At 74.9% G+C, this 23,783-nt stretch carries 20 protein-coding genes; 16 read left to right on the top strand and 4 right to left on the bottom strand.

What is annotated here, in order from left to right:
• Positions 1-44 precede the first annotated feature (44 nt).
• Together IE329_RS24900 and IE329_RS24895 are read right to left on the bottom strand one after the other, a co-directional pair.
• The gene (locus IE329_RS24900) at positions 45-656 is read right to left on the bottom strand and encodes a GNAT family N-acetyltransferase (protein WP_229927725.1); all 612 of its coding nucleotides are present in this window, start codon (positions 654-656) and stop codon (positions 45-47) included.
• Between the two features lie 121 nt (positions 657-777).
• Positions 778-1,782, bottom strand: a complete 1,005-nt coding sequence (locus tag IE329_RS24895) for an aldo/keto reductase family protein (RefSeq protein WP_190213197.1) — start codon at positions 1,780-1,782, stop codon at positions 778-780.
• 314 nt (positions 1,783-2,096) lie between these two features.
• On the opposite strand from IE329_RS24895, the gene IE329_RS24890 reads away from it, so the two are divergent.
• Entirely contained in the window at positions 2,097-2,453 is a 357-nt protein-coding gene (locus tag IE329_RS24890) for a hypothetical protein (protein WP_190213196.1), read from the top strand.
• Here IE329_RS24890 and IE329_RS24885 read toward each other — a convergent pair.
• Positions 2,425-3,720, bottom strand: a complete 1,296-nt coding sequence (locus IE329_RS24885) for an MFS transporter (RefSeq protein WP_190213195.1) — start codon at positions 3,718-3,720, stop codon at positions 2,425-2,427. The genes IE329_RS24890 and IE329_RS24885 overlap by 29 nt on opposite strands.
• A gap of 73 nt (positions 3,721-3,793) precedes the next feature.
• Between IE329_RS24885 and IE329_RS24880 the strand changes: the two genes are divergently transcribed.
• The 15 genes from IE329_RS24880 (at position 3,794) to IE329_RS24810 (ending at position 21,099) form a co-directional block, all read left to right on the top strand.
• Entirely contained in the window at positions 3,794-4,552 is a 759-nt protein-coding gene (locus IE329_RS24880; protein ID WP_190213194.1) for a DeoR/GlpR family DNA-binding transcription regulator, read from the top strand.
• A gap of 459 nt (positions 4,553-5,011) precedes the next feature.
• The gene (locus IE329_RS24875; RefSeq protein WP_073925504.1) at positions 5,012-5,308 is read left to right on the top strand and encodes a DUF4193 domain-containing protein; all 297 of its coding nucleotides are present in this window, start codon (positions 5,012-5,014) and stop codon (positions 5,306-5,308) included.
• A gap of 355 nt (positions 5,309-5,663) precedes the next feature.
• Entirely contained in the window at positions 5,664-6,254 is a 591-nt protein-coding gene (locus tag IE329_RS24870) for an MFS transporter (protein ID WP_190213193.1), read from the top strand.
• Complete coding sequence (locus tag IE329_RS24865) at positions 6,251-6,856, top strand: copper resistance CopC family protein (protein WP_190213192.1); 606 nt, start codon at positions 6,251-6,253, stop codon at positions 6,854-6,856. The genes IE329_RS24870 and IE329_RS24865 overlap by 4 nt, the downstream gene beginning before the upstream one ends.
• Before the next feature lie 619 nt (positions 6,857-7,475).
• A complete protein-coding gene (locus IE329_RS24860; RefSeq protein WP_229927729.1) occupies positions 7,476-9,047 on the top strand; it encodes an amino acid adenylation domain-containing protein in 1,572 nt (523 codons plus the stop codon).
• The gene (locus IE329_RS24855; protein ID WP_190213190.1) at positions 9,044-9,325 is read left to right on the top strand and encodes a phosphopantetheine-binding protein; all 282 of its coding nucleotides are present in this window, start codon (positions 9,044-9,046) and stop codon (positions 9,323-9,325) included. Before IE329_RS24860 ends, IE329_RS24855 begins: the two co-directional genes overlap by 4 nt.
• Positions 9,322-10,689: a flavin monoamine oxidase family protein gene (locus IE329_RS24850; RefSeq protein WP_229927724.1), complete on the top strand. Its 1,368-nt coding sequence runs from the start codon at positions 9,322-9,324 to the stop codon at positions 10,687-10,689. Before IE329_RS24855 ends, IE329_RS24850 begins: the two co-directional genes overlap by 4 nt.
• A gap of 332 nt (positions 10,690-11,021) precedes the next feature.
• On the top strand, positions 11,022-12,728 hold the full coding sequence (locus tag IE329_RS24845) for a class I adenylate-forming enzyme family protein (RefSeq protein ID WP_190213189.1): 1,707 nt from the start codon (positions 11,022-11,024) through the stop codon (positions 12,726-12,728).
• Between the two features lie 8 nt (positions 12,729-12,736).
• Positions 12,737-14,134: a KamA family radical SAM protein gene (locus tag IE329_RS24840; protein ID WP_190213188.1), complete on the top strand. Its 1,398-nt coding sequence runs from the start codon at positions 12,737-12,739 to the stop codon at positions 14,132-14,134.
• A 97-nt stretch (positions 14,135-14,231) separates the two neighbouring features.
• Positions 14,232-15,302: an ATP-grasp domain-containing protein gene (locus tag IE329_RS24835; protein ID WP_190213187.1), complete on the top strand. Its 1,071-nt coding sequence runs from the start codon at positions 14,232-14,234 to the stop codon at positions 15,300-15,302.
• Entirely contained in the window at positions 15,299-16,546 is a 1,248-nt protein-coding gene (locus IE329_RS24830) for a phenylacetate--CoA ligase family protein (RefSeq protein ID WP_190213186.1), read from the top strand. The genes IE329_RS24835 and IE329_RS24830 overlap by 4 nt, the downstream gene beginning before the upstream one ends.
• 2 nt (positions 16,547-16,548) lie before the next feature.
• Positions 16,549-17,838, top strand: coding sequence for an MFS transporter (locus tag IE329_RS24825; protein WP_190213185.1), 1,290 nt, complete (start codon positions 16,549-16,551; stop codon positions 17,836-17,838).
• Complete coding sequence (locus IE329_RS24820; protein WP_190213184.1) at positions 17,835-18,710, top strand: SDR family NAD(P)-dependent oxidoreductase; 876 nt, start codon at positions 17,835-17,837, stop codon at positions 18,708-18,710. Before IE329_RS24825 ends, IE329_RS24820 begins: the two co-directional genes overlap by 4 nt.
• Before the next feature lie 8 nt (positions 18,711-18,718).
• Positions 18,719-19,975 (top strand): phenylacetate--CoA ligase family protein, encoded by a 1,257-nt coding sequence (locus tag IE329_RS24815; protein WP_190213183.1) that lies wholly within the window; start codon positions 18,719-18,721, stop codon positions 19,973-19,975.
• A gap of 212 nt (positions 19,976-20,187) precedes the next feature.
• Positions 20,188-21,099 carry a hypothetical protein gene (locus IE329_RS24810; RefSeq protein WP_190213182.1) on the top strand — a complete coding sequence of 304 codons (912 nt, stop codon included), beginning with the start codon at positions 20,188-20,190 and terminating at the stop codon, positions 21,097-21,099.
• Between the two features lie 98 nt (positions 21,100-21,197).
• On the opposite strand, the gene IE329_RS24805 is transcribed toward IE329_RS24810, so the two are convergent.
• Positions 21,198-23,531 carry an ATP-binding protein gene (locus tag IE329_RS24805; protein ID WP_190213181.1) on the bottom strand — a complete coding sequence of 778 codons (2,334 nt, stop codon included), beginning with the start codon at positions 23,529-23,531 and terminating at the stop codon, positions 21,198-21,200.
• Positions 23,532-23,783 lie beyond the last annotated feature (252 nt).

The following is a 23,783-nucleotide window of genomic DNA, read 5'->3' as shown; positions in this document are numbered from 1 at the left end:
CGCCTGCCCGTCACCGGGCAGGCGGGGCCCCGGGCCGTTCCTCGTCAGCCGCGGGCCGGACGCCACATGGTGGTGACCAGATGGCCGGAGGGCACGGTGATCCGGTCCCGGGCCACGAAACCGGCCCGCTGGTACCGGGCGTCGTTCGCGGGGTTGGACGACTCCAGGTAGGCGGGCGAGCCCAGGGCGTCGATCCGGCCAAGGCTCTCCGCCAGCAGGCCCATCCCCAGGCCCTTGCCCCGGTGGTCGTCATGGGTGCCCAGCAGGGTGAGGTAGTGGTGCGGCTCGTCGGGCCGGGCCGCGTCGAGCTGCTCGAAGATCCGCAGGATCTCGTCGGCACCCGGACGGCCCACGCTGTCCAGCAGCATGCGCTCCAGGGTCTCCTCCTCCTCGTGGGTCAGCTCGAAGCCGCCCGGCGGGATCCAGACGGCCGCGGACTCCACCCGCTCGGTGACGAGGGTCCACGGGTAGCGCAGGGACGAGGCCAGGAAGAGCCGCCACATCGCGCCGGCCTGCTCGGCCCGCCGGGCGGCGTCGGGGAAGACCGGCCCCCAGAGCGGGTCCTGGAAGAACGCGGTCGTCATGGTGGCGACGAGCGCGTCGAGGTCCGCGGGCCCGGCGACCCGCACGGGTGCGGGCAAGTGTTCGGTGGTCACCCGTCCACCCTAGCCCCGTCCTGACCTGCCCGTTCCCCGGCAGGACGGGTGCAGGGCGGGCGCGGGGCCAGCGGTGGGGACCGGTGCGGCCGGGCGGGCGGCGGCCCGCCCGGCCGGTCGGTCAGGGGCGGCTCTTCGGGGCGTTCTCGGCGGTCCGCGCCGGGTCGGTCTCGGCCACCGGGGCGAGGATCTCGTCGATCGCCTTCAGCAGGCCCTCGTCCAGGGTCACGCCGGCCGCCTTCACGTTCTCCGCCACCTGCTCGGGCCGGGAGGCGCCGATGATCGCGGCAGAGACGTTCCGGTTCTGCAGCACCCAGGCGACGGCCAGCTGGGCCAGGCTCAGCCCCGCCTGCTCGGCGAGCGGGCGGAGCAGCTGGACGGCCTCCAGGACGTCCGGGCGCAGCCAGCGGGCGACGAAGTTCGCGCCGCCCTTGGAGTCGGTGGCGCGGGAGCCGGCCGGCGGCTCGGCGCCGGGCAGGTACTTGCCGGTGAGCACGCCCTGGGCGATCGGGGACCAGACGATCTGGCCGATCCCGAGCTCCTCGCAGGTCGGCACCACCTCGGCCTCGATCACCCGCCACAGCGCGCTGTACTGCGGCTGGCTGGAGATGAAGGGCACCCGCAGTTCGCGGGCCAGCGCGTGGCCGGCCCGGATCTGCTCGGCCGTCCACTCGGAGACGCCGATGTACAGCGCCTTCCCGGAGCGGACCACGTCGGCGAAGGCCTCCATGGTCTCCTCCAGCGGGGTGCTGGTGTCGAAGCGGTGGGCCTGGTAGACGTCGACGTAGTCGGTCTGCAGGCGGCGCAGCGAGCCCTCGATCGACTCCATGACGTGCTTGCGGCCCAGGCCCCGGTCGTTGCGCCCCGGGCCGGTCGGCCAGTAGACCTTGGTGAGGATCTCCAGGCCCTCGCGGCGCTCGCCCTTGAGGGCCCGGCCGAGGACGGCCTCGGCGCGGGTCTCGGCGTAGACGTCGGCGGTGTCGAAGGTGGTGATCCCCGCGTCGAGGGCGGCGCGGATGCAGGCGGCGGCCGCGTCCTCCTCGACCTGGGAGCCGTGGGTGAGCCAGTTGCCGTAGGCGATCTCACTGATGATCAGACCGCTGCGGCCGAGGTGGCGGAACTCCATGAGGTACATCCCTTTCGGTACGGGTGTCGGATCCGATCATGCCCGCCGGCGCCGCCGACGGGAACCGGGAATCGGCCGCCGGACGCCGGGACCGGCGTGGACCGCCCACCCGGCCCCCGGACCGGACGCCGGGACCGGCGGCCCGGCGCCCTTGAACCGGACGGCCCGGTGGTGGCACCGTCGGAGGGGGCGACGTCCGCCGGCCGAACCGGTCGTACCGCCGTGGCCGTCGCCGCTTTTGATCTACCGTGGATCCACCGTAAGTGACGCACCGCCAGAAGCCGGCCCGCCCCTCTGCCTAAGGACGACCGATCGTGCCCCTGCCCGCCGCCCCCGCCAGTCCCTGCCCGGTCCACGGCGTTCCCGACAACTGCGCCGACCTGATGCGGCAGCTCGCGAAGGCCCAGCAGACGAGCCCGGCCCGGCCGCGCGCGGTCGTGGTCCAGGATTCCTCGGCGGTGCCCCTGGTGGACGCCCGGACGCTGCAGGCACGGGCCGCCAACCGGGACTCGCTGCGCAACGCCCTCTGGCTCGGGATCGCCGTGATAGCCGTCATCGGCGGCCTCACCGTGGTGAAGCTGCTGGGCTGGGTCAACGGTTCGATCCCCACCCCGCAGCCCGCTCCGGCGGCGACGGTGACCGTCACCGCCGCTCCGGAACCGAGCCGGTAGCCGGGCGGCCGGCGCCCGGCACGGCTGCCTGGACGCCGTCGGCGGCGGCCTCCCCCGGCACCACCCGGTGGACGTCCCGCCCGGGCGCGCCCGGCCCGGGGCGCAGCAGGGAGGCGGCGCAGGCCGCCGTCACGCAGAGGGCCACCGGCAGGAAGAACGCCAGGTTGAGCGGCATGACCCGGGTCAGCGGCCCGATCACGGCGGGCCCGGCGAGCATGCCGAGGTAGCCCAGGCCCGCCACCCGCGAGACGTTGGCCCCGGCGTGGTCGCGGTCGGCGTGGCCGGCCGCGCTGAAGAGCTGCGGGACACCGCCGGACAGGCCGATCCCGAACAGCGTCCAGCCGGCCAGCGCGAGCGGGACGGAGCCGGCCAGGGCGGCCGTGGTCAGGCCGACGGCGGCCACCGCGGATCCGTACCGGACGACGGCGACCGGGCCGAAGCGGCCGGCCACCCGGTCGCCGGCCAGGCGCCCGAGCGTCATCGCGGTGGAGAAGGCGCCGTAGGCGAAGGCGGCGGTGGCGGCGGGCGCGCCGAGCACGTCGCGCAGGGCCAGCACGCTCCAGTCGTTGGCGACGCCCTCGCTGAGCATCAGCATCAGGGCGAGGGCGGCCAGCGCCCAGATCCGCGAGGGCGTCCGGCGCCGTGCCCCGGCCGCCGGGTGCCCCGGGCCGCCGTCGCCGCCGTCCCGGGCCGGAGCGGGGTCGGGCGGCAGCAGGGCGGGGGCGGCGAGCGCGGCCGCGAGGAGGCCGAGCAGGCTGACGCCGGCCAGGGTCGCGGCCGGGCTCCAGCCCCAGCTGAGGGTGCGGGCGCCGGCCAGTGCGGCGAGCACGCCACCGACCGAGTAGACGGCGTGGAAGGCCGACATGACGGGCCGCCGGTAGCCGTGCTCGACCTGCACGGCATGGGTGTTCATGCTGACGTCCAGGCAGCCGATGCCGAAGCCGAACACCAGCAGGGCGGCGGCCAGCGCGAGGGGGCCGGTGGCCAGGCCCGGCAGGACCAGAGCGGCGCTGCAGAGGGCCGCGGTCGCCGGGACGACCGTGCGGGCGCCGAACCGGTCGGTGAGCGGGCCGGTCGCGCGCATCCCGGCGAAGGCCCCGCCGCCCAGCAGCAGCAGGAGCCAGCCGAGCACGGCGTGGCTGACGCCGGCCCGGGCCTCCACCGCGGGGATGTGCACCACCCAGATGCCCATGAGGAACCCGTTGAGGGCGAAGAAGCCGAAGGTGGACAGCCTGGCGGCGCGTAGCGATCTTGTCGTGCTGCTCATGCCGCCGAACATAACAAACATTCTGCATGTTCGTAAGATGGACTATCGATCAGCAATTGTGTTCAATAGGACCATGGCAAGCACAGACCGACTGCGGCAGATCACCGAAGCCGTCCGCGAGGCCGGACAGCTGAGCGTCGCCGAACTCGCCGCCCTCACCGGCGCCTCCGAGATGACAGTCCGCCGCGACCTGGAGAGCCTGGCCGCCCAGGGCGTCCTGGAGCGGTACCGGGGCGGGGCCAGGAACCTGCTGCTGCGCGGGGAGGAGCCCCCGTTCACCCTGCGGGCCGAGGAGGGCACCGAGGCCAAGCGGCGGATCGCCGCCGAGGTCGCCGGGCTGATCGCCGACGGCGAGTCGGTCGTCCTCGACAGCGGCACCACCTGCCTGGAGGTGGCCCGCGCGCTGGCGCACCGCCGCCTCACCGTCGTCCCCCTCTCCCTGCACGCCGCCAACGCGCTCACCGGGGCGCCGCAGCTGAGGCTGCTGCTGCCGGGCGGTGAGCCGCGCCCGGGCGAGCTGGCGCTGACCGGCCCGCTCACCGAGGCCTCGCTGGCCGCGCTGCGGTTCGACACCGCCGTGATCGGCTGCTGCGGGCTGTCCGCGGCCGACGGGCTGACCGCCTTCGACCTGGCCGACGCGGCGGTCAAGCGGGCCGCGATCGCCTCCTCCCGCCGCATCGTGGCCGTCGCCGACGCGGCCAAGTTCTCCCGGACGGCGCTCGCCTTCGTCGCGCCGGTCACCGCCCTGGACGCCGTGGTCACCGGCCTGGACGTCCCGGCGGAGGAGGCGGAGGCGCTGGCCGCCGCGGGTGTGAGCGTACGGAGGGTGTGAGCCCACGGAAGGGGCGCGGGGCGAAGGGGCCGAGGGCCCGCAGGGGCGCAGCGCGCTCAGGGCCGGAAGGGCGGCGTGGACGGCCAGGAGCGGTGCCGGGCGGCGCACGCGCCCCCGGGGCCTCCCGGCCGACGGACCGCCGCATCCCCGTGCAGCCGCCCCCTCCGCCCGGCCGTACGATTCCCGCCTCCGCGCGGAATGTCCTGGGCACCGGGAGCGTTCACCTCGACCGTCGGCGCATGCATGAAACGCGACCGCCGTCGGCGTCCCCGCCCCCTCCCCGTGGAGGGGTGCCGGCACTGATGCACATGACCGCGCTCCGGCAGGCACCGGGGCGTCTCGTGGTCGTGCCCGTGCGTCGATGTAACGTTCGGTGTTCACCGGAACACCTGTGGGCCGCGGAGGGCCGGCATTTCGCACGCGCCGGACTCCGCCAGCACGACGAGATAAGGATTAGATGTGGCAACCGACTACGACGCTCCGCGCAAGGGCGAGGACGATGAGTCGCAGGACAGCATCGAGGAGCTGAAGGCCCGGCGCACCGAGAAGTCGACCTCCAGCGTCGACGTGGACGAGTTCGAGGCCGCCGAGGGGCTCGAACTGCCCGGCGCCGACCTGTCCGGCGAGGAGCTCACCGTCCGCGTCCAGCCCAAGCTGGCGGACGAGTTCACCTGTTCGAGCTGCTTCCTGGTCCAGCACCGGAGCAGGCTCGCGCGCGAGAAGAACGGCCAGCCGATCTGCCTCGACTGCGACTGACCCGACCGCCGCGCACGCCGCCGTCCCCGGACGCGCGGCGACCGCGGCTCCGAGGCCGGCCCGGGTGAGGCCGGCCTGCCCGACGCCAGCCGGCGGCCCGCCCCTGACCTTTCGGTCGCGGGCCGCCCGGCAGCCTTCGGGAGGGGCGTGCACCGGCGCGATTGAGCATCCTCGCCCCGGCGCACGGGGGCGGACACCCGGCGCACGGGTGGTGAAATTGCGCCTCACGAGGGCAATTCTGAAGAAGTCCCCACCACCCGGTCTCGGGAGACTGGCCGAACTCGACGAAGCGCCCGCCCCGCAGGACGGGCCGGGCGCGTCCCGTCATTTGGCAATCACCCTGTCGGGAGCCCTCATGGCCACGCTCACGAAGCCGGTGGGGCAACGCCCCAGCGGCCTGCTCGACCGCTTGAACTCCACCAACCACCGCGCCGCACTGAACGCCTTCATGGTCGTCGTCCTCGCGCACTGGGCGGAGCACCTGGCGCAGGCCTACCAGATCTGGGCGATGGGCTGGCCCGTCAAGAAGGCCAAGGGCGTCCTGGGGCTGGCCTACCCGTGGCTGGTCACCTCCGAGTGGATGCACTACGGCTACGCCCTCGTCATGATCATCGCGCTGTTCCTGCTGCGCCGCGGCTTCACCGGGCGCAGCCGCACCTGGTGGACGATCGCCCTGGCCATCCAGTTCTGGCACCACATCGAGCACCTGCTGCTGCTCACCCAGGCGCAGACCGGCCACAACCTGTTCGGCAAGCCGGTGCCGACCAGCGTGCTGCAACTGGTGGCACCCCGCGTCGAACTGCACCTGTTCTACAACACGATCGTCTTCATCCCGATGGTCATCGCCATGTACCTGCACCTGCGGCCGAGCCCCGCCGAGGCGGAGCTGATGACCTGCAGCTGCCGCGTCCCGCACAGCCGGCCGCACGCCCTGACCCCCGCGTGACGGTGACCGAGACCCGGCCCGCCACCACCGGCCCGGTGCCCGCACCGGCCGGGTCCACCCGGTCGTTCCAGCGGCGGATGGCCGGCGCGCTGGCCGTGCTGGTGGTGGTGCTGGCCGCGCTGGCCTGGGCCAGTTCGGCCGTCCCCGTCCGGCTGACCGGGGTGACCCCGGGGGACGGCAGCGCCGTCGCGCAGCCGCCGTCCGAGGTGCAGCTGACCTTCTCCGGCCGGCTGACGGTGGAGTCCGTGTTCGCGCAGGTGAGTTCGGCGGACGGCGGTTCGGTCAACCGGGGACAGGCCCGGGTGGACGGGCAGCGGTTGATCGTGCCGGTCTCGGCCGGCGGGGAGGGGACGTACCTGGTCGTCTACCGGCTCGGCCTGGGCGGCGGCCGCGAGGTGTCGGGCCGGACCGGCTTCACCGTCGGGCCCGTTCCGCTGGTCGGGGCGAGTTCGGACCTCGCCGAAGGCGCGGACGAGGGCGACGCCCATGACCACGGGCACGCCGAAGGACCGTGGAACGGCGCCCTGTTGGTACTGGACGGCGTACTGGTCGTCGGCGCGGTGCTGCTGATGGTCCGTCGCCCCCGTCGACGGACCGGCTGAGCACCCGCGGGCCGCTCGATCGCCACCGTGCGGGCCGGCGAGACGGGTCCGCCACGCCACCGCCGAGGCCCGCCGTGCCCCCGTCAGGGGCGCGGCGGGCCTCACGGGCGTCCGGGCCCCCGGCGGGATCCTGCCGCCCGCCCGACCATGCCCCGGGGCGCGCCGGGGCCGCCCGACCCCGCCTCAGGGGCGCCGGGGCCCGCCGTGCGGCTGTCGTGCCGCCGGCCCCGGGTGAGTCCCGGCCGGACCGCTGCCGCGCCTCCCCGTCGGCCACCGCGCCCGCCGCTGCGTCCCGGCCGGATCGGGCCCGGGAATCCGGCCGTCGCCGCGCGGGCGCGCGCGACCGAGGGGTTTGACCGCCGGCCGTCATGAACCGGCGGGCAATTCCCGCCACGGTTCGTTTTCGACCGACCCGGATCCGGCCCAGCCGGTGGGTCCGTCGCGTTCACGACCCGGTCACACATTCTCGCGACAACGGCCTCAACGACCATTGTGGCTACGCATGTTCGAAGGTAGAGTCCCGGTTCTCCGAGCACGGACGGGCGCTCGCGTGCATGACCTTGGGGCGGGCATGTCAACGATTCACGGTATCCATGAGGTCTCTTCCGACTTGATTGACGTGTTCACGGAAAGTGTAATTCGTCATCCGGACCGCCCGGCACTGGTCCACCACGGGCGCGTCCTGAGCTACCGCCGGCTCCACGAGCTGGCGAACACCCTGGCCGGCCGCCTGGGCGACCGACCCGGCGTGGTCGCCGTAGCGGCCACCCGCACCCCGGAAACGGTCGTCGGCCTGCTCGGCGTCCTGGCCTCGGGGGGTGCCTACTGTCCCGTCGATCCGGCATTCCCGTTCGAACGGCAGCAGGCAATGGTGAAGGCGGCCGGCTGCCGCACAATGCTCGCCGCGGATTCCGGCCCGGCCACCCGGCTCGGCCTGGTCCCGGTCGGGTTAGGCCCCTTCGCGGAACTCCCCGCGAACCCGGCGGAATTGGCGCCGACAGGCAATTCCCCTTCGCACCGGGCCGGCCCGCCGGCGCCGCCGGACAACCCCCGCTTACCGGCCCCCGGCCGCACCGCGGCCGGCGCCGAGGATCCCGCGTACATTCTCTTCACCTCCGGCTCCACCGGGCGGCCGAAGCCGGTGGTCACCCCCCGGCGGGCCGTCTCCGCCACCGTGCACTCGCTGCGCGGCCTCTTCGGCCTGACGCCCGAGGACCGCGTCCTCCAGTTCGCCTCGCTGAACTGGGACACCTGCTTCGAGGAGATCCTGCCGGCGCTCACCACCGGCGCCGCCCTCGTCCTCGACGCCGAGGCGCACTCCGGGTCGTTCCCCCGCTTCCTGCGCATGGTCGAGCGCGAGCGGATCACCGTCCTGGACCTGCCCACCGCCTTCTGGCACGAGCTGGTGCTCCACCTGGCCGAGGGGGGACCGGGCCTGCCCGCCTGCGTCCGGCTCCTGGTGATCGGCGGCGAGGCGGCGAGCCCGGCCCGGCTGGCCGACTGGAGCGCACTGGACACCGGCCGGATCCGCCTGGTCAACACCTACGGCTGCACCGAGACGACGCTGATCACCCACGCCGTCGACCTGCACGGCCCCGGGGCCCCCTCCCCCGGCCGGGAATGGGACGGGCGGACCAACGCGCCGATCGGCCGCGCCCTGCCGCACGTGGTCCAACGGATCAGCGAGCAGGGCGAGTTGATCATCGGCGGACCGGCCGTGGCGCTGGGCTACCTCGGGCTGCCGGAGGCCACCGCCGACCGGTTCACCCTGCTGGGCGGCGAGCGCTGGTTCCGGACCGGCGACCGGGTGAGCAGCTCGCCGGACGGCGTCCTCACCCACCGGGGCCGGCTCGACGGCGAGGTCAAGATCCGCGGCATCCGGGTGGATCCCGGCGAGGTCGAGGCGCACCTCTCGGGCCACCCCTGGATCCAGGCGGCGGCCGTGGTGGCCGCGACACTGGCCGGCCGGTCCGCCCTGGTCGCCTACGTGGTGCCGCGCCCGCACGCGCGAACCGAGGCCCTGGACACCGAAGTCCTGGCCTACCTGCGGGGGCGGGTGCCCGGCCATCTGGTGCCCAGCCGGATCACCGTCGTCCCCGAACTGGTCCTCACCGCGAGCGGCAAGGTCGACCGCGCCGGATCGCACCGCCGCCACACGCCCCCTGAGCAAGTCAAAGGAGACCTTCGATGAGCGTTGACACCACCACCTCCGCCGGCTCCGACGGCGCACCCGACAGCCTCGGGACCGACGCCGACGCGGAGGCCCTGGTGGCGGTCTTCCGCCGCGTGCTGGAGAACCCGGCCGCCGGGGTGGACTCCGACTTCTTCCTGCTCGGCGGCGACTCGCTGATCGCCACCCGGGTGCTGAGCGCGATCGCCCGCGGCCACGGCGTGGAGCTGTCCTTCGAGGACTTCCTGCTCGCGCCCACCCCCCGGGGACTCGCCGGAAAGATCGCGGCCGCCCGGTGAGCGCCCAGGAGAGCGCCCCCGGGCCGGCCGGCGGCAGACCCGTCGCCAGTGCCGTGGTGGTCGGGGCCGGACTCGCCGGGCTGACCGCCGCGAGCGGCCTGACCGCCCACGGCATCGAGGTCACCGTGCTGGAGGCGCGCGACCGGGTCGGCGGCCGCACCCACGGCCTCCAGGTCGCCCCCGGGAGCTGGGTCGACGCCGGCGCCGCCTACCTGGGCGACCGCCACACCCACCTTCACGCCCTGCTGGCCGAGTTGGGCCTGAAGACCACGCCCACCACGATGCTCGGCGCCAGCCGGTTCGCGCTCGGCGGCGTCCACGCCACCCGGGACGGCAGGTTCCCGCCGCTCAACGCCGTGGCACTCGGCGACCTCTTCGAGCAACTGGCCGAACTCACCGCCGCCGTGGTGCCCGAGGCGCCGTGGCTGACCCCGGACGCCGAACGCCTGGACGCCCTGACGGCGGCCGACTGGGCCGACCGGCAGCTGACCCACCCGGACGCCCGGCTCTTCTTCCCGCTCTTCCTGGGCGAGATGATGGCGGCCGACCCGGCCGACGTCTCCGTCCTGCACATGGCGTTCTACCTGCGCTCGGGCGGCGGCCTGCGCTACCTCAACGCCTTCGAGGGCGGCGCCCAGCAGGACCGGGTGGCCGGCGGCGCCCACCAGGTGTGCGAACGGCTGGCCGACCGGCTCGGGACCCGGGTACGGCTCGGCGAGCCCGTCCTGGCGGTCCACCAGGACGCCCACGGCGTCACCGTCCGCTCCGCGCGCGGCGAGCACCGGGCGGACGTCGCGGTGCTGGCCCTGCCCCCGCTGCCCGCCGACGCCGTCGAGCAGCACCCCGCACCGCCGGTGCGCCGGGCCGGCGGGCGGACCGCCCGCGGCTGCGCGGTCAAGGTGCACCTGGTGCACCCCGCACCGGTCTGGCGCGACCACGGGCTGTCCGGGTGGTCGGTCAACGCCGAGGGCCCGTTGCTCTCCACCGTGGACGACTCCCCCGCCGAGGGCGGGGCGGGTGTGCTGACCGGCTTCGTCACCGGGGCCGAGGCGCACCGGTTCGCGGCGCTCACCCCGGAGCGGCAGCGCGCGGCCGCGGCCGAGCAGGCCGCCAGGCTGTTCCCGATGCTCCCCGAACCGGTCGGCCTGCACATCACCGACTGGGTAAACGAAGAGTACAGCCAAGGCTGTTACGCCGCCCTGTTCGGGCCGGGCGACTGGCTCCGGCACGGCCCGACGCTGACCGCCCCGCACCGGCGGGTGCACTGGGCCGGCACCGAGACCAGCACCGAGTTCTTCGGCCTGATGGAGGGCGCGATCCGCTCCGGCCACCGGGTGGTCGCGGAGATCCTCGCCCGGACCTAGGGCACATCCGGCGGCCCACCGGACGACCTTCCGGCCCGGCCTTCCACCCCGACCGACCGACCAACCGACCGCCGACCCGACCCCGGACCGGGCCCCCGGGCGTGGTGCGGTGACGCCTCCGCGCGACCCGAACGCGGAGCACCGCCCCCGCGCCCGCCGGCCCGACCGCCGCACCGCCGCACCGCCGCACCGCCGCACGGCCGCACGGCCGCACGGCTCAACCCTCACCACTGGACCACCAGTCCACCGTGGGCTGGTTCTGCTTCCACCCGTCGGCCCGGCGCCGGTTCCACAAGAACTCGCGCCGGGCGCCGCATCCCTGGGAGACCGCCATGAGCGAACAGAGTTCCGTCGCGCCCCTCGCCGCCAGACGGCAGCTGATGACCGAGGCGAGCCTCGGCGCCGGCAACTTCCTGGACCACGCCATCGCGGTGAACCCCAACCGCGCCGTGCCGTTCGCCTACAGCCACCACACCGACCACCGCGGCGCCGTGGTCCTGCGCGGGCACAGCCTGCTCGACCTCGCCGCCCTGCGCGACCGCTACGCCACCTGGTACCGGGCGAACGGCGTGCGCCCCGGCGAGCCGGTCGGCGTGGTGGTCGGCGAGGGCCTGGAGCCCGTCCTGCACTTCCTCGCGCTCACCGCGCTCGGCGCCGTCCCCGCGCTGGTCAACGACGCCATGCGGCACGACGTGATGGTGCGCTACCTCAACCACGTGGGCGTGGTCGGCATCGTCGCGGACGACCCCACCCGGCTCGCCTCGGCCTACCGCGAGGACCCGAGGCAGCGCCCGCGCTTCATCGCGATGGCCGCCGAGATCCAGGCCTTCGACGCCGGCTCGGCGCCACTGCCCGAGGACTACCCGTACCGGCACGCCGCGGACGACGTGGTCGGGCTGATCCACTCCTCCGGCACCACCGGCACGCCGAAGTCCACCATGCTGGCGCACCGGCAGTTCTGGGACGGCAAGCAGCCGCGGATGGAGCGGTTCCCGGCGGAGCCGTACGACCGGCTGATGTCGCTGATGCCGCACACCCACGCCGGCGGCCTCAGCTACTTCCTCACCGCCGCGCTGCTCGGCCTGCCGACCGTGGTGATGTCCGACTGGCGGCGCTCGGTGGTCGAGCCGGTGATGGAGGCCTTCCGGCCCACCATGGTCGCCTCCTTCCCCCGGACCTTCGTCGAGCTGGCCACCGGCGAGCTGCCGGTCAAGGGTGCGGCGAAGGTGCACTCCTGGTTCAACACCGGCGACAGCGCGCACTACGGGCACGTCCGCCGTCTGGTGCAGCTCGGTGAGCGGCCCGCCGGCCTGATCAAGCCCTGGCTGCTCCCGCACCAGCAGGCCGCCGAAGCCGCCCTGCCCGGTTCGCAGTTCATCGACGGGCTGGGCTCCTCGGAGATGGGCATGGCGCTGTTCGGCCAGGTGACCGCGCCGGAGACCCCCCGGGACGACCGCTGCGTCGGCAGACCCACCGAGGCGGTGGTCAGGGCCGCGGTGCTGGACGAGAACGGCGTCGAGGTCCCGGACGGCACGGTCGGGCTGCTCGCGGTGGTCAGCCCCTCGCTGACCCCGGGCTACTGGAACAACCCCCGGCTGACCGCCACCTTCGAACTGGCCGGCCACTGGCTCACCGGTGACGTGGCCCGGCGCGACGCCGAGGGCCGGTTCTACCACCTCGACCGCACGGTGGACGTGATCGACACCGTGAGCGGCCCGGTCTACAGCCTGCCGATCGAGGAGGTGCTGCTGGCCGACTGCGCCGAGCTGGTCCGGGACTGCTCGGTGGTCGGCGTGCCCGGCCTGCCCGGTGAGGGCCAACGGCCCATCGCGGTGGTGCAGTTGCAGGCCGACGCGGCGCAGCTCGCGGCCGAGGAGGTGCAGGAGGCCGCCAACAAGGCGCTGGCCGGGGCCGGTCTGGCCACCCTCGCCGCGGTCAGCATCGCCCGGACACCCGAGGAGTTCCCGCTCGGGCCCACCGGCAAGGTGCTCAAGCGCGAGCTGCGGACCCGCTTCGCCACCCTCTTCACCGGCCAGTAGCACCGGTGATGGACCCTCATGTGATCCGGCAGCCGTACCAGTACGTCCGGACCCCGCTGACCGAGCCGGACTGGCGCCGGCTGCCGGGGTGGCGCGACGTCAGCACGGCGCAGTGGCGGGACGCCCAGTGGCAGCGGGCGCACTCCGTCCGCAATCCCGGGCAGCTCCGGGCCGTCGTCGGCGACCTGCTGACCGACCGGTTCTACCAGGAACTCGGCGCCGACCAGGCGCAGTTCGCCACCATGTCGATGCTGCTGCCGCCGCAGATGCTCAACACCATGGCGCCGACCGCCCCGGCCGAGCCACGGGCCTTCACCGAGGCGTTCCTCGCCGACCCCGTCCGCCGCTACATGCTGCCGGTGCGCGCGGACCGGCACCCGCGGTGGCCGAGCCATCCGAAGGCGGAGCGGGACTCGCTGCACGAGGCCGAGATGTGGGTGGTGGAGGGGCTCACCCATCGCTACCCCACCAAGGTGCTGGCCGAGTTGGTCTCCACCTGCCCGCAGTACTGCGGGCACTGCACCCGGATGGACCTGGTCGGCAACTCCACGCCGCAGGTCACCAAGGCCCGGCTGGCGCTCCGGCCGGGCGACCGGCAGGAGCAGATGCTCGACTACCTGAAGCGCACGCCCACCGTGCGCGACGTGGTGGTCTCCGGCGGCGACCTGGCCAATGTGCCGTGGCCGCGGCTGGAGACCTTCCTGCTGCGGCTGCTGGACCTCGGCTCGGTGCGCGACATCCGGCTCGCCAGCAAGGCGGTGGTGGGCCTGCCGCAGCACTGGCTGCAGCCCCGGGTGGTGGAGGGGCTGGGGCGGGTGGCCGCGGTGGCGGCCCGGCGGGCGGTGAACCTCGCCGTGCACACCCACGCCAACCACGCGCAGTCGGTGACGCCGCTGGTCGCCGAGGCGGCCCGGGCGCTGCTGGACGCCGGGGTCCGGGACGTCCGCAACCAGGGCGTGCTGATGCGCGGCGTCAACGCCACCCCCGAGGCCCTGCTGGACCTCTGCTTCGCCCTCCAGGACGAGGCGAACATCCTGCCCTACTACTTCTACCTGTGCGACATGATCCCCAACGCCGAGCACTGGCGGACCTCCGTGCACGAGGCCCAGCTGCTCCAGGAGGCGATCATGGGCTACCTGCCCGGGCACGCCACCCCGCGGATCGTCTGCGACGTACCCCGGGTGGGCAAGCGCTGGGTGCACCAGGCGGTCGGGTACGACCGTGAACGCGGCATCTCCTACTGGACCAAGAACTACCGCACCGCCCTCGACGTCCGTGAGGCGGGCGACGCCGGGCCGGACTCGCTGCTCGACCGCCGGCACCCGTACTACGACCCGGTGGACACCCTGCCCGAGGCCGGCCGCCGCTGGTGGTCCGGGCAGCGGTCCGACGGCCCGCCGGCCTGAGCCGGGCCCGCACCCGCACCCGCACCCGCACCCGGCGCGGACCGCATCCGCACCTCCCCCGCACGCACCCCGGTGACGCTTCTCCGTGAGGACCACGATGACCGAACCCCTGACGACGCACGAGCCCGACGGCCCGACGGCCGCCCCCGACGGCCCGCTGCGCCGCATGTGCTGGATCTTCCCCGACCGGGAGTCGACCCGGGCCGCCGCCATGTGGCCGGACTTCTTCTGGAACCTCTACGCCGAGGTCGCCGAGGGCCTCGGCATGAGCTGGACCAGGCACGCGCCGGACGCGGTGACCGTGGACGCCACCGTCACCGGCAGCCCCCGGGTCTACGTGGACGGCGAGCCGGTCTCCCCCCGGGACACCCTCTTCGTCACCGCGCTGTACTCGCTGCCCTACCAGTCGATGGACATCTTCAACCAGTACGCGCTCTACGCCGTGCTCGAACAGAGCGGCTTCTACCTGCCGTTCCCGCCGCAGGTGTCGCTGATCGGCAACGACAAGCTCGCCACCCTGCTGCACCTCGGCGGCTCGCCGGTGCCGCCGATCCCCACCGTCCGGATCGGCACCGGCCGGGACGTCGACAAGAACCTGCACGAGGTGGCGCTCAGGAACGTGACCTACCCGGCGCTGGTGAAGCCGGCCGGGTGGTGCGGGGGCGGCGGGATCAACCTGGCCCGCGGGCCGGAGGACGTCCGGGGCCTGGCCAGCCTGGCGCAGGGCGGCGACACCACCCTCGTGGTGCAGCCCTACCTGGGCGACGGGACCACCGACTACCGGGTGTACGTGGTGGACGGCGAGCCGTACGCCGTGATGAAGCGGATCCCGGGGCCGGGCTCGCCGGTGGCCAACGCCAGCCGGGGCGGCGCGATGGAGTTCCCGCCCGTGCCGGACGAACTGGCCGCGGCCACCGCGTACTTCGCGCAGCGGCTGCCGATCCCGTTCTTCTGCATCGACTTCCTGCACGACGGCGAGCGGTTCTGGTTCTCCGAGCTGGAGCCGGACGGGGTGATCGCGCCCGACTTCGACGACCCGGGGCGCACCCTCCAGCGCGACATCACCCGCGCCCGCTTCGCCGCCTACCGCACCGCCCACGCCAAGTGGCTGGCCAACGGCGCGGACGGCCGCGACGCCGGCTTCGCCCCGGGGACGGTGACGGCATGACCGGCGACTTCTCGCTCCCGCCGGCGACCGCCGAGCCGCGGCTGCACGTCGCCCGCCGGGTGCTCGGCCTGCTGAAGTCCGTCCCCGGGCTGGCCGCGCGCTACACCGAACACCAGGACGTCCGCACCCTGGACGACCTCGCCGCCCTGCCGCCGATGGCGAAGGACGACCTCAACACCGCCCTGGACCACCTGGACCCCCGGGCCGAGCACGGGGCCACCTGGCTGTTCCAGAGCGGCGGCAGCACCGGCGCCCCCAAGGTCGGCCACGCGCCCACCGGCTTCTACATGGCCGGCGTGCACGCGCACTGGCAGCCGCTGGACCGCACGGACGTCTTCGTCAACGCCTGGGGCGCCGGCCGGATGTGGGGCGCGCACTTCCTGGCCGCCGCGCTGGCCGACCTGTCCGGCTGCCAGGTGATCGCGCTGGGCTCGGTGACCAGGGCGGAGTACGACGACTGGCTGGGGTTCTTCGCCGCCCGCGGGGTGACCGCGATCGGCGGGACGCCCAGCGTGCTGCAGACCTGGTTCGCGCACGCGCGGGCCGCCGGGCTGAAGCTGCCCGCCCTGCGCAAGGTGCTCTGGCTCGGCGAGGCCTGGCAGCCCCAGCTGGAGCGGGACATGGCCGAGGTCGCGCCGCAGGCCCGGCGGTGGGGGATGTTCGGCAGCACCGAGACCTGGGTGGTCGGCACCAACACCCCGGACTGCCCGGCCGACACCTTCCACACCCTCCCGGAGCAGCTGGTGCACGTCGGGCCGGACGACCTGCTGGACTTCACCACCCTCGACCCGGAGATGCTGAACCCCGTCCTGCGCTACCGGACGGGCGACGCGGGCCGGCTGGTGGCCTGCCCGTGCGGGCGGCCCGGCCGGGCGATGCGGGTGCTCGGCCGCCGGGACAGCGTGGTCCAGGTGCGCGGCCTGGGCCTGCACGTGGACGAGATCGTCGACCGGGTGGAGGGGGAGCCGGGGGTGTCCCGGGCGCAGGTGGTGATCACCGAACGGGACGGCCGGGCCGCCACGGTGGAGATCCTGCTGCTGACCGCTCCGGACGCCCGGGACGGCGCACCTGACGCGGCCCCCGACGCGGAACGGCTGCGCCGGGAGCTGCTGTCGGCGACCTTCACCCTCAGCACCGGCTTCCAGCACGACCCGGAGTCCTTCCAGGTCCGGCGGGCGGACGAGTTGATCAGCAACGACCGGACCGGCAAGACCTCCCGCCTCGTCGTCCGGGAGGAGGCGTGAGAATGCCCCGACGCCCGGTCTCCCTGGGAGGCGGGTTCAACCTGTTCTGGGCCGGACAGACGGTCAGCACGGTCGGCGACCGGGTCACCGTGTTCGTGGTGCCGACCCTGATGATCTTCGTCCTGCACGCGAGCGCGCTCCAGGTCGGCGTGGTCGCGATGGCCCAGTACCTGGGCATCCCGCTGCTCGGGCCGGTCGCCGGCGTGCTGGTCGACCGGTGGGACAAGCGCTGGACGATGCTCGTCTGCGACCTGGTCCGGCTGGTGGCGGTGGCGGTCGTCCCGCTCGCCTACTGGCTGGACCGGCTCTCCACCCCGCTGCTCTTCGGCTGCGTGGCGGTGATCAGCGGCGCGACGATCTTCTTCAACGTGGGCTACCTGGTGGCCGTGCCCGCCGTCGTGCCCGAGCGGCACCTCGTCCGCGCCTACTCCCGGCTGGAGGGCAGCGGCTCGGTCTCCGAGGTGGCCGGCCCCTCGATCGCGGCCGGCCTCTACAGCGCGCTCGGCGTGGCCGCCCTGCTCGTGGACGCGGCCAGCTACCTGGTCTCGGCCGTCTGCTTCCGGGCGATGCCGCCCTGGGGCGAGCGGACGGTCGCCACCGGGTCCGTCCTGGAGCGGCTGACGGCCGGCTTCCGGCTGAACTGGGCCGACCCGGTGCTGCGCCGGGTGGTGATCGCCGCCGTGACGCTCAACTGCGGCGGCCCGGTCTTCGTCACCGTCCTGCCCGTCCTCGCCTACCGCGGGCTCGGCCTGTCGGTCGGCGCCTTCGGCGCGGCCATGTCGGTGGCGGCGGTGGGCGCGCTGGCCGGCGCCGTGGTCGCCCCGCGGATCAGCGAACGCCTGGGCACCGGCCGGACGCTGGCCTGGGCCCTGCTGCTGCACTGCCTGGTCGGGCTGGGCGTGCTGGCCGCGCCCGCGCTGCCCGCCGCGCCGGTGATCGCCGTGACGATGGGCTGCTACGGCTTCTTCATGTCCTGCATCAACGTGTGCAGCGCGCCCACCCGGCAGTCGCGGATGTCCGCGCAGAACCAGGGCGTGATGCACGCGGCGTTCCGGACGGTCACCTGGGGCGTCATCCCGCTGGCCGCCCTGGCCGGCGGCCTGGCCGTCACCCTGCTCACCGGCCCGCTGGGGATCCTCGACGCCACCCGCGCCGTGATGGCCGGCGGCACCCTGCTGGCCGCCTGCTCGTTCCTGGCCGCCGTCCGGATCCAGCCGCTGCTGGACGCGGCCGCCCGTGCGAAGGCCCCGGCCGCCGGCACCGTGCCGGCGCCGGCGGACAGCGCGTCATGACGGCGGCGCACGAGGTCGTGCTGATCACCGGAACCTCCTCGGGCATCGGGCTGGCCACCGCGGTGGCCGCCGCCCGGGCCGGGTTCGCCACGGTGGCCACCATGCGGGAGCCCGGCCGGGCCGGGGCGCTGCGCGCGGCGGCCGGCCGGGCCGGCGTCACCGTGGACGTCCGCCGGCTGGACGTCACCGACCCCGCCTCCGTCGCCGCCTGCGTCGAGGGGGTCGGGCGCAGTTACGGGCGGCTGGACGCCGTGGTCAACAACGCCGGCGTGTCCAACTTCGACCCCACCCTGGAGATGTCGACGACGGCCGCGCTGCGGGCCAACCTGGAGGTGAACTTCTTCGGCGTGGTCGAGGTGAGCCGGGCCGCGATGCCGCTGCTGCGGGCCGCCCGGGGGCGGCTGGTGACCATCGGCAGCGTGCACGGGATCGTCGGCCAGCCGTTCAACGAGGCCTACTGCGCGGCCAAGTTCGCCGTCGAGGGGTTCATGGAGAGCCTGGCGCCGGTGGCCGGGGCGCACGGTGTGCGGGTCTCCGTCGTGGTGCCGGGCTTCGTGCCGGACACCTCGTTCGGGGTCTTCCCGGACATCGACCGGCGGACCCTGCAGGCCGCCTCCGGCCCCTACGCATCCACCTTCGCCGACTACCTCGACTGGGTCGGCGGCCAGGGCTGGGAGGGCGCCGGGCAGCCGGCCCGGGAGGTCGCCGACGTCGTGGTGGCCACCCTGCGCGCCGAGCGGCCGGCCCTGCGGGTGACCACCGGCGACTGGGCCGCCGCCTATCTGGAGCAGAAACTCACCGACCGGGACGGCAGCGCCGTGCAGCGGCTCGCCCGCACCTGGATCGGGCAACCGGAATCCGCCGAGAGCTAGGAGGAGCAGTGCCCGCGAAGCCGCTTCAAGAGCTGGTCGACCACGCCCGGACCCACTCGCCGTTCTACGCGGAGCTGTACCGCGACGTACCGCGGACGGTCTCGCACATCACCCAGCTGCCCGTCATCGACCAGGTCGCCTTCTGGGCCGCCAACACCTGGCCGGACAACCGCCTGCTGACCGGACCGCTGACCGACGCCGGCGTCTACAAGACCGGGGGCACCACCGGCGTGCCCAAGTTCTCGCCCTGGTCGCGCACCGAGCACGCCGACTCGGTGACGGCCTTCGGCGCGGGCATGGTCCAGGCGGGGCTCAAGCCCGGCCACCGGGTGGCCAACCTGTTCTGCGCCGGCGAACTGTACGGCGGGTTCCTCTACATCGAGAACGCGCTGCACCACGCGCCGGTGGACAACGTCCGCCTGCCGGTCGGCGGCGCCGCCTCCGACGACTGGATCGCCGACCTGATCGAGGGGTTCGGCGTGCACGTCCTGGCGGGCGAGCCGATGAAGCTGAGCGCGGTGGCCGAGTGCCTGGTCCGGCGCGGCCAGGTCGCCGACTCGGTGGAGCTGCTGCTCTTCGGCGGCGACCTGCTCTTCGCCGACCTGCGGCCGATCCTGTCCCGGGCCTTCCCCAAGGCCGCCGTCTCCTCGGTCGGCTACGCCTCGGTGGACGCCGGGCTGGTCGGGGCGCCGGTGCCCGGCGACGACGTCCGGGTGCACGAGGCCTTCCCGAACCGCACGCTGGTGGAGCTGGTGGACGACGTGACCGGGGAGCCGGTGACCGAGCCCGGGGTGCCCGGCCGGGTGGTGGTCACCAACCTGTTCCGCACCCTGATGCCGATCCTGCGCTACCCGACCGGCGACCGCGCCGAGTGGGTGGACCCCGGGCGGCAGCGGTTCCGGCTGCTCGGCCGGTCCGTCGAGGGCGCCCGGGTGGGGACGGTGGCGATGCCGACCGAGGAGATCCGCGCGGTGCTGGTCGCCGCCGACCCGGACCACGTGATCGCCGGCATGCAGCTGGTGCAACGCCGCTGGGACGGCCGGGACGGCCTGATCCTGCGCCTCGGGTACACCGAGGAGCCGCCCGCCGGCCTCGCGGACCGGCTCGTCGAGGCCGTCTACACGGCCCGGCCGCTCTACCCGGCGGAGGTGGCGTCCGGCGCCGTCCACCACCTGACCGTCGAGTGGGTGCCGCGCTCCCAACTGGTCACCAACCCGCGGACCGGCAAGCTCCAGCAGGTGCTGGACGAGCGCCCGCCGGTCTGAGCCGGTCCGGGAACGGGACCGCCGGGCGATGGCCGTCGCCCGGCGGGCCGGCGGCCGGACCCGCACCCGGGCCCCCGGCCGGACAGCCGTCCGGCACCAACTTCGCAGCGGACAAAAGCGGTTGTCCGCCGGATCTCCCGCTGTGAGACTTCGGGCGGCCCGCGGCAGGACGCCGTCGGGCCGCCACCCGAAGCCGACACCAGGGGAGACCTGTGCATCCGACAGCGCCCGCACGTACCCTCGCACGCGTCACCGCCGTCCTCGGGCCGGTCCTGGCCCTGACCGCCGCCACCGTCCTGGCCGGACCGGCCGCCCAGGCCCAGAGCGTCGGCACGGGAACGCTCGCCTTCAGCGGCGACCCCGGCGACTGGATCACCGGGGGACGCTCCTACGGCTACACCGCAGGAGCGCAGGACCACTTCGAGATCGGCGCGGACCCCGAGCACCGGCACGTCGTGCTCCAGGTCGAGGCCGCCGGCCACGTCGACTGGACGCTCGACCTCACCGCGCCCGCCGGCCAGGCGCTCACCGTGGGCCACTTCGCCGAACCGGCGGCCGAGCCGTCCGAGGGCGGCGCCGACGTCTCCCTCCACGGGGACGGACGCGGGTGCGACTCGCTCGGCGGCTCGTTCACGGTCTCCAGGCTCGTGTTCGGACCGTACGGCTACGTGCAGGCCTTCGACGCGAGCTTCGAGCAGCGCTGCCAGGGGAGTTCGGCCGCGCTGCGGGGCGAGGTCCACATCGTCAACCCGCCGCCGCCGGCCGGGCTCGTCCTCGGTGTGCGCACAGCGGTCCGCGGCGGTGCGGGCGCGGAGGGCGGAAAGGCCGCCGTGCACGGCACGGTGCGGTGCAACAAGCCCGCCACGGTGACCGTTTCGGGTGAGGTCGTGCAGAGCGTGAACCGGGTGGAGGTCCGGGGCCCGTACAGCACCTCGGTGTCGTGCGTACCGGGTGCCCCGGTCGCGTGGCAGGCCCAGGCCGTCCCCGCCGGGAGCGTGCCGTTCCGGCCGGGCCGGGCCACGGTCTCGGCGCGGGCGGAGGCCGCCGACCCCGACTACGAGGACGCGCCCGCGGCCGTGGCCACCGGAACGGCCACCGTGCGGCTGGCCCCCACCGCCGGCTGACGCCGGCTCCGTCCGCCGGGCCGGCGGCGCCCTCGGGCGTGGCGGCCCACCGGTGCCGGGTGGGCCGGCGGCGCGGGCCGGCGCGGCCGTGGAGCGGGTCAGCCGGCGCGCCGGTGCCCTCCCCGGCCGCCTTCGGCGGTCAGGTCGGCCAGCGCCGTGGTCAGCAGCTCGCGGGCCTCGTCGGCGCGGTCCAGCTCGATCAGGACGGTGCCCAGCTCGGTCAGGGTCTGGGTCATGCTGTCGGGCTGGCCGGCGTCCTCGAAGTGCCGCAGCGCCTGGCGGTACGCGTCCTCGGCCTCGGGCCACTGGCGCAGCGCGGACCGGTCGAGGCCGGCCTCGTGGGCCCCGAAGGCGGCCAGCAGGTGGGTCATGTGCGAGGGCGAGTCCGCCAGCCAGTCCAGGACCTCGGCCAGGACGAGCCGATGGGTCTCCAGCGCCTCCCGGGGCCGGCCGGACTCGCGCAGGCAGGCTCCGACGCAGCGCAGCGCCACCACCCGGCCGACCTCGGCGGAGCGGCCGGCGAGCGTGGCGAACACCTCGGCCGCCTGCCGGTAGGCCTCGATGGCCTCCTCGTGCCGCAGCAGCCGGCGCAGGGCGGTGGCGCAGTAGGCCAGCGCCCAGGCCTCCTGCTGGGCGTCCCCGATCGCTCGGGCCAGCTCCAGGGCCTCCCGGGCGACGGCCAGCCCCTGCCGGTAGCGGTGCAGGCAGATGATGTGGGCCCAGGCCAGGTAGTTCAGCTGGACGGCCTGCGCCAGCCGGTCACCGACGGCCCGGGCCGAGTCGACGGAGAGCTGGAAGACCTCGGCCCAGACGTCCCAGTGCAGCAGACTGTCGGAGAACCAGTGCATGGCCTCGGCGGTGTCCACCACCTGCTGGTGCCGGCCGGCGCCGTTCGCGCGACGCAGGGCGGCGAGCCACTCGGGGTGCTCCTCCTCCAGCCAGCGCCGGGCGTCGGCGAGGGTCTCGGGAGCGGTGGCCGGGTCCGGGTCCGGGTCCGGGTCCGGGTCCCCCGACGGGTCGGCCCCGGCGCCCTCGACGTCGAAGCGCCGGCCCGCCGCGGCGGCACGGCGGAGCAGCTGGTCCCCGGCCTGCTCGCGGGCGGCGTCCGCGGCCTCCCGCCCGTCGTCGGCGAGGAGTCGCTCGCCGGCGTAGAGGCGGACCAGGTCGTGCAGGCGGTAGCGGCCGGGCGTGGCGGCGGCCTGCAGCAGCCCGGCGTCGGCCAGCAGCTCCAGCTGCCGGTCGGTCTGCCGGCCCGGCAGACCCGCGTAGGCGGCGACGGTGGCGGCGGTGAAGTCCTCCCCCGCGGTGAGGGAACAGCGGCGCAGGACCAGCGCGGCGGCGGCGGGCAGTTTGCGGTAGGAGAGCGCGAAGGCGGTGCGCACCCGCAGGTCGCCGGCCTCCAGGACGTCCAACCGGTACTCCTCGGCCGCGAGTTGCCGGACGAGGTGGCTGACGGGCTGCTGCGGGCGGGCCACCAGCCGCTGTCCGGCGATCCGCAGGGCGAGCGGCAGGTGGCCGCAGAGCCGGGCGAGTTCGCCGGCGGCCTCGGGTTCGGCGGCGATCCGCTCGCGGCCGGCGATCCGGGCCAGCAGGGCGGCCGACTCGGCGGGGGCGAGAACGTCCAGCGGGAGGCGGTGCACGGACTCCAGGCCGGGCAGCACGTGGCGGCTGGTGATGATGGTCAGGGCCGGTCCGGAGCCGGGCAGCAGGGGGCGGACCTGTGCCTCGTCGGCGGCGTTGTCCAGGATCAGGACGAGGCGGCGCTCCCGCACCAGGGTGCGGAAGAGGCCCGCGCGTTCCTCGGTGCCGGCGGGCACCGAGCGGTCGGCGACGCCGATCGCGCGCAGGCACTGGGCGAGTGCCTCGCGCGGCGCGAGCGGCGTCGGGGCCATGCCGCGCAGGTCGAGCGAGAGCTGGCCGTCGGGGAACAGCGGGGCCAGGGTGTGGGCCGCGTGCAGGGCGAAGGCGGTCTTGCCCAGGCCGGGCTGCCCGTAGGCCAGCACGATCCGGGGGTGGGCGGGGTCCGCGTCCTGGGCCAGCCGCCGCAGCCGGTCCAAGGCCTCCTCCCTGGCGGTGAAGTCGGCGATGTCCCGGGGCAGTGCGAGGGCGGAGTGGACGGCCTCCCCCGCCGCCGCCCCGCCCTGGGGGTCCGTCCCGGGGGCGCTGCCCGGCGCGGCCGCGGCCGATTCCGCGGGCGGGTCCTCCGCGTGGGCGGGGGTTCGCCGGGGGCGTCCGCTCCGGGCCGCCCGGTCGAGCGCGGCGGCCTGCGCCTCGTCCAGGCGGAGCGCGGCGGCCAGGGCCTGCACGGTGCGGCGCTGCGGTCCGCGGGTGCGGCCGCGTTCCATGTCGCCCAGCGCGCGCAGGCTTACCCCGGCCGCCCGGGCCAGCTCGGCCTGCGTCAGGCCGGCCAGCACCCGGAGGCGGGACAGCATCAGGCAGAAGTCGTCCGCCGGGGCGGAACTGCCTGCGGGTACGCCTGCGGGTATGCCTGTCGGGTTGCCTGTCGAACCCATCGCCGCCCCTGTCACCCACGGTGTCGGTCCCTGCACCGAACACGTTCAGCTCGCACAGTATGCACTGGTCAAGATCATGCCGTTGCCCCGGACCGACGGGCGGACCGACGGGCTGACCGACGGGCGGGCGGCACCGCCGGGGCAGGCCTGACGGACCGTCCGGTCCGCGGC

The sequence above is a fragment of the Kitasatospora indigofera genome (genome assembly GCF_014655955.1).
Classification (GTDB): Bacteria; Actinomycetota; Actinomycetes; order Streptomycetales; family Streptomycetaceae; genus Kitasatospora; species Kitasatospora indigofera.
This window is presented reverse-complemented; position numbering and strand designations above follow the sequence as displayed.

Coding starts and splice junctions, on each gene's coding strand:
- IE329_RS24895 (WP_190213197.1), bottom strand. CDS start 1,782: ATGGAGTTCCGCCACCTCGGCCGCAGCGGTCTGATCATCAGTGAGATC.
- IE329_RS24885 (WP_190213195.1), bottom strand. CDS start 3,720: ATGAGCAGCACGACAAGATCGCTACGCGCCGCCAGGCTGTCCACCTTC.
- IE329_RS24880 (WP_190213194.1), top strand. CDS start 3,794: ATGGCAAGCACAGACCGACTGCGGCAGATCACCGAAGCCGTCCGCGAG.
- IE329_RS24870 (WP_190213193.1), top strand. CDS start 5,664: ATGGCCACGCTCACGAAGCCGGTGGGGCAACGCCCCAGCGGCCTGCTC.
- IE329_RS24855 (WP_190213190.1), top strand. CDS start 9,044: ATGAGCGTTGACACCACCACCTCCGCCGGCTCCGACGGCGCACCCGAC.
- IE329_RS24845 (WP_190213189.1), top strand. CDS start 11,022: ATGAGCGAACAGAGTTCCGTCGCGCCCCTCGCCGCCAGACGGCAGCTG.
- IE329_RS24840 (WP_190213188.1), top strand. CDS start 12,737: ATGGACCCTCATGTGATCCGGCAGCCGTACCAGTACGTCCGGACCCCG.
- IE329_RS24835 (WP_190213187.1), top strand. CDS start 14,232: ATGACCGAACCCCTGACGACGCACGAGCCCGACGGCCCGACGGCCGCC.
- IE329_RS24830 (WP_190213186.1), top strand. CDS start 15,299: ATGACCGGCGACTTCTCGCTCCCGCCGGCGACCGCCGAGCCGCGGCTG.
- IE329_RS24825 (WP_190213185.1), top strand. CDS start 16,549: ATGCCCCGACGCCCGGTCTCCCTGGGAGGCGGGTTCAACCTGTTCTGG.
- IE329_RS24820 (WP_190213184.1), top strand. CDS start 17,835: ATGACGGCGGCGCACGAGGTCGTGCTGATCACCGGAACCTCCTCGGGC.
- IE329_RS24805 (WP_190213181.1), bottom strand. CDS start 23,531: ATGCTGTCCCGCCTCCGGGTGCTGGCCGGCCTGACGCAGGCCGAGCTG.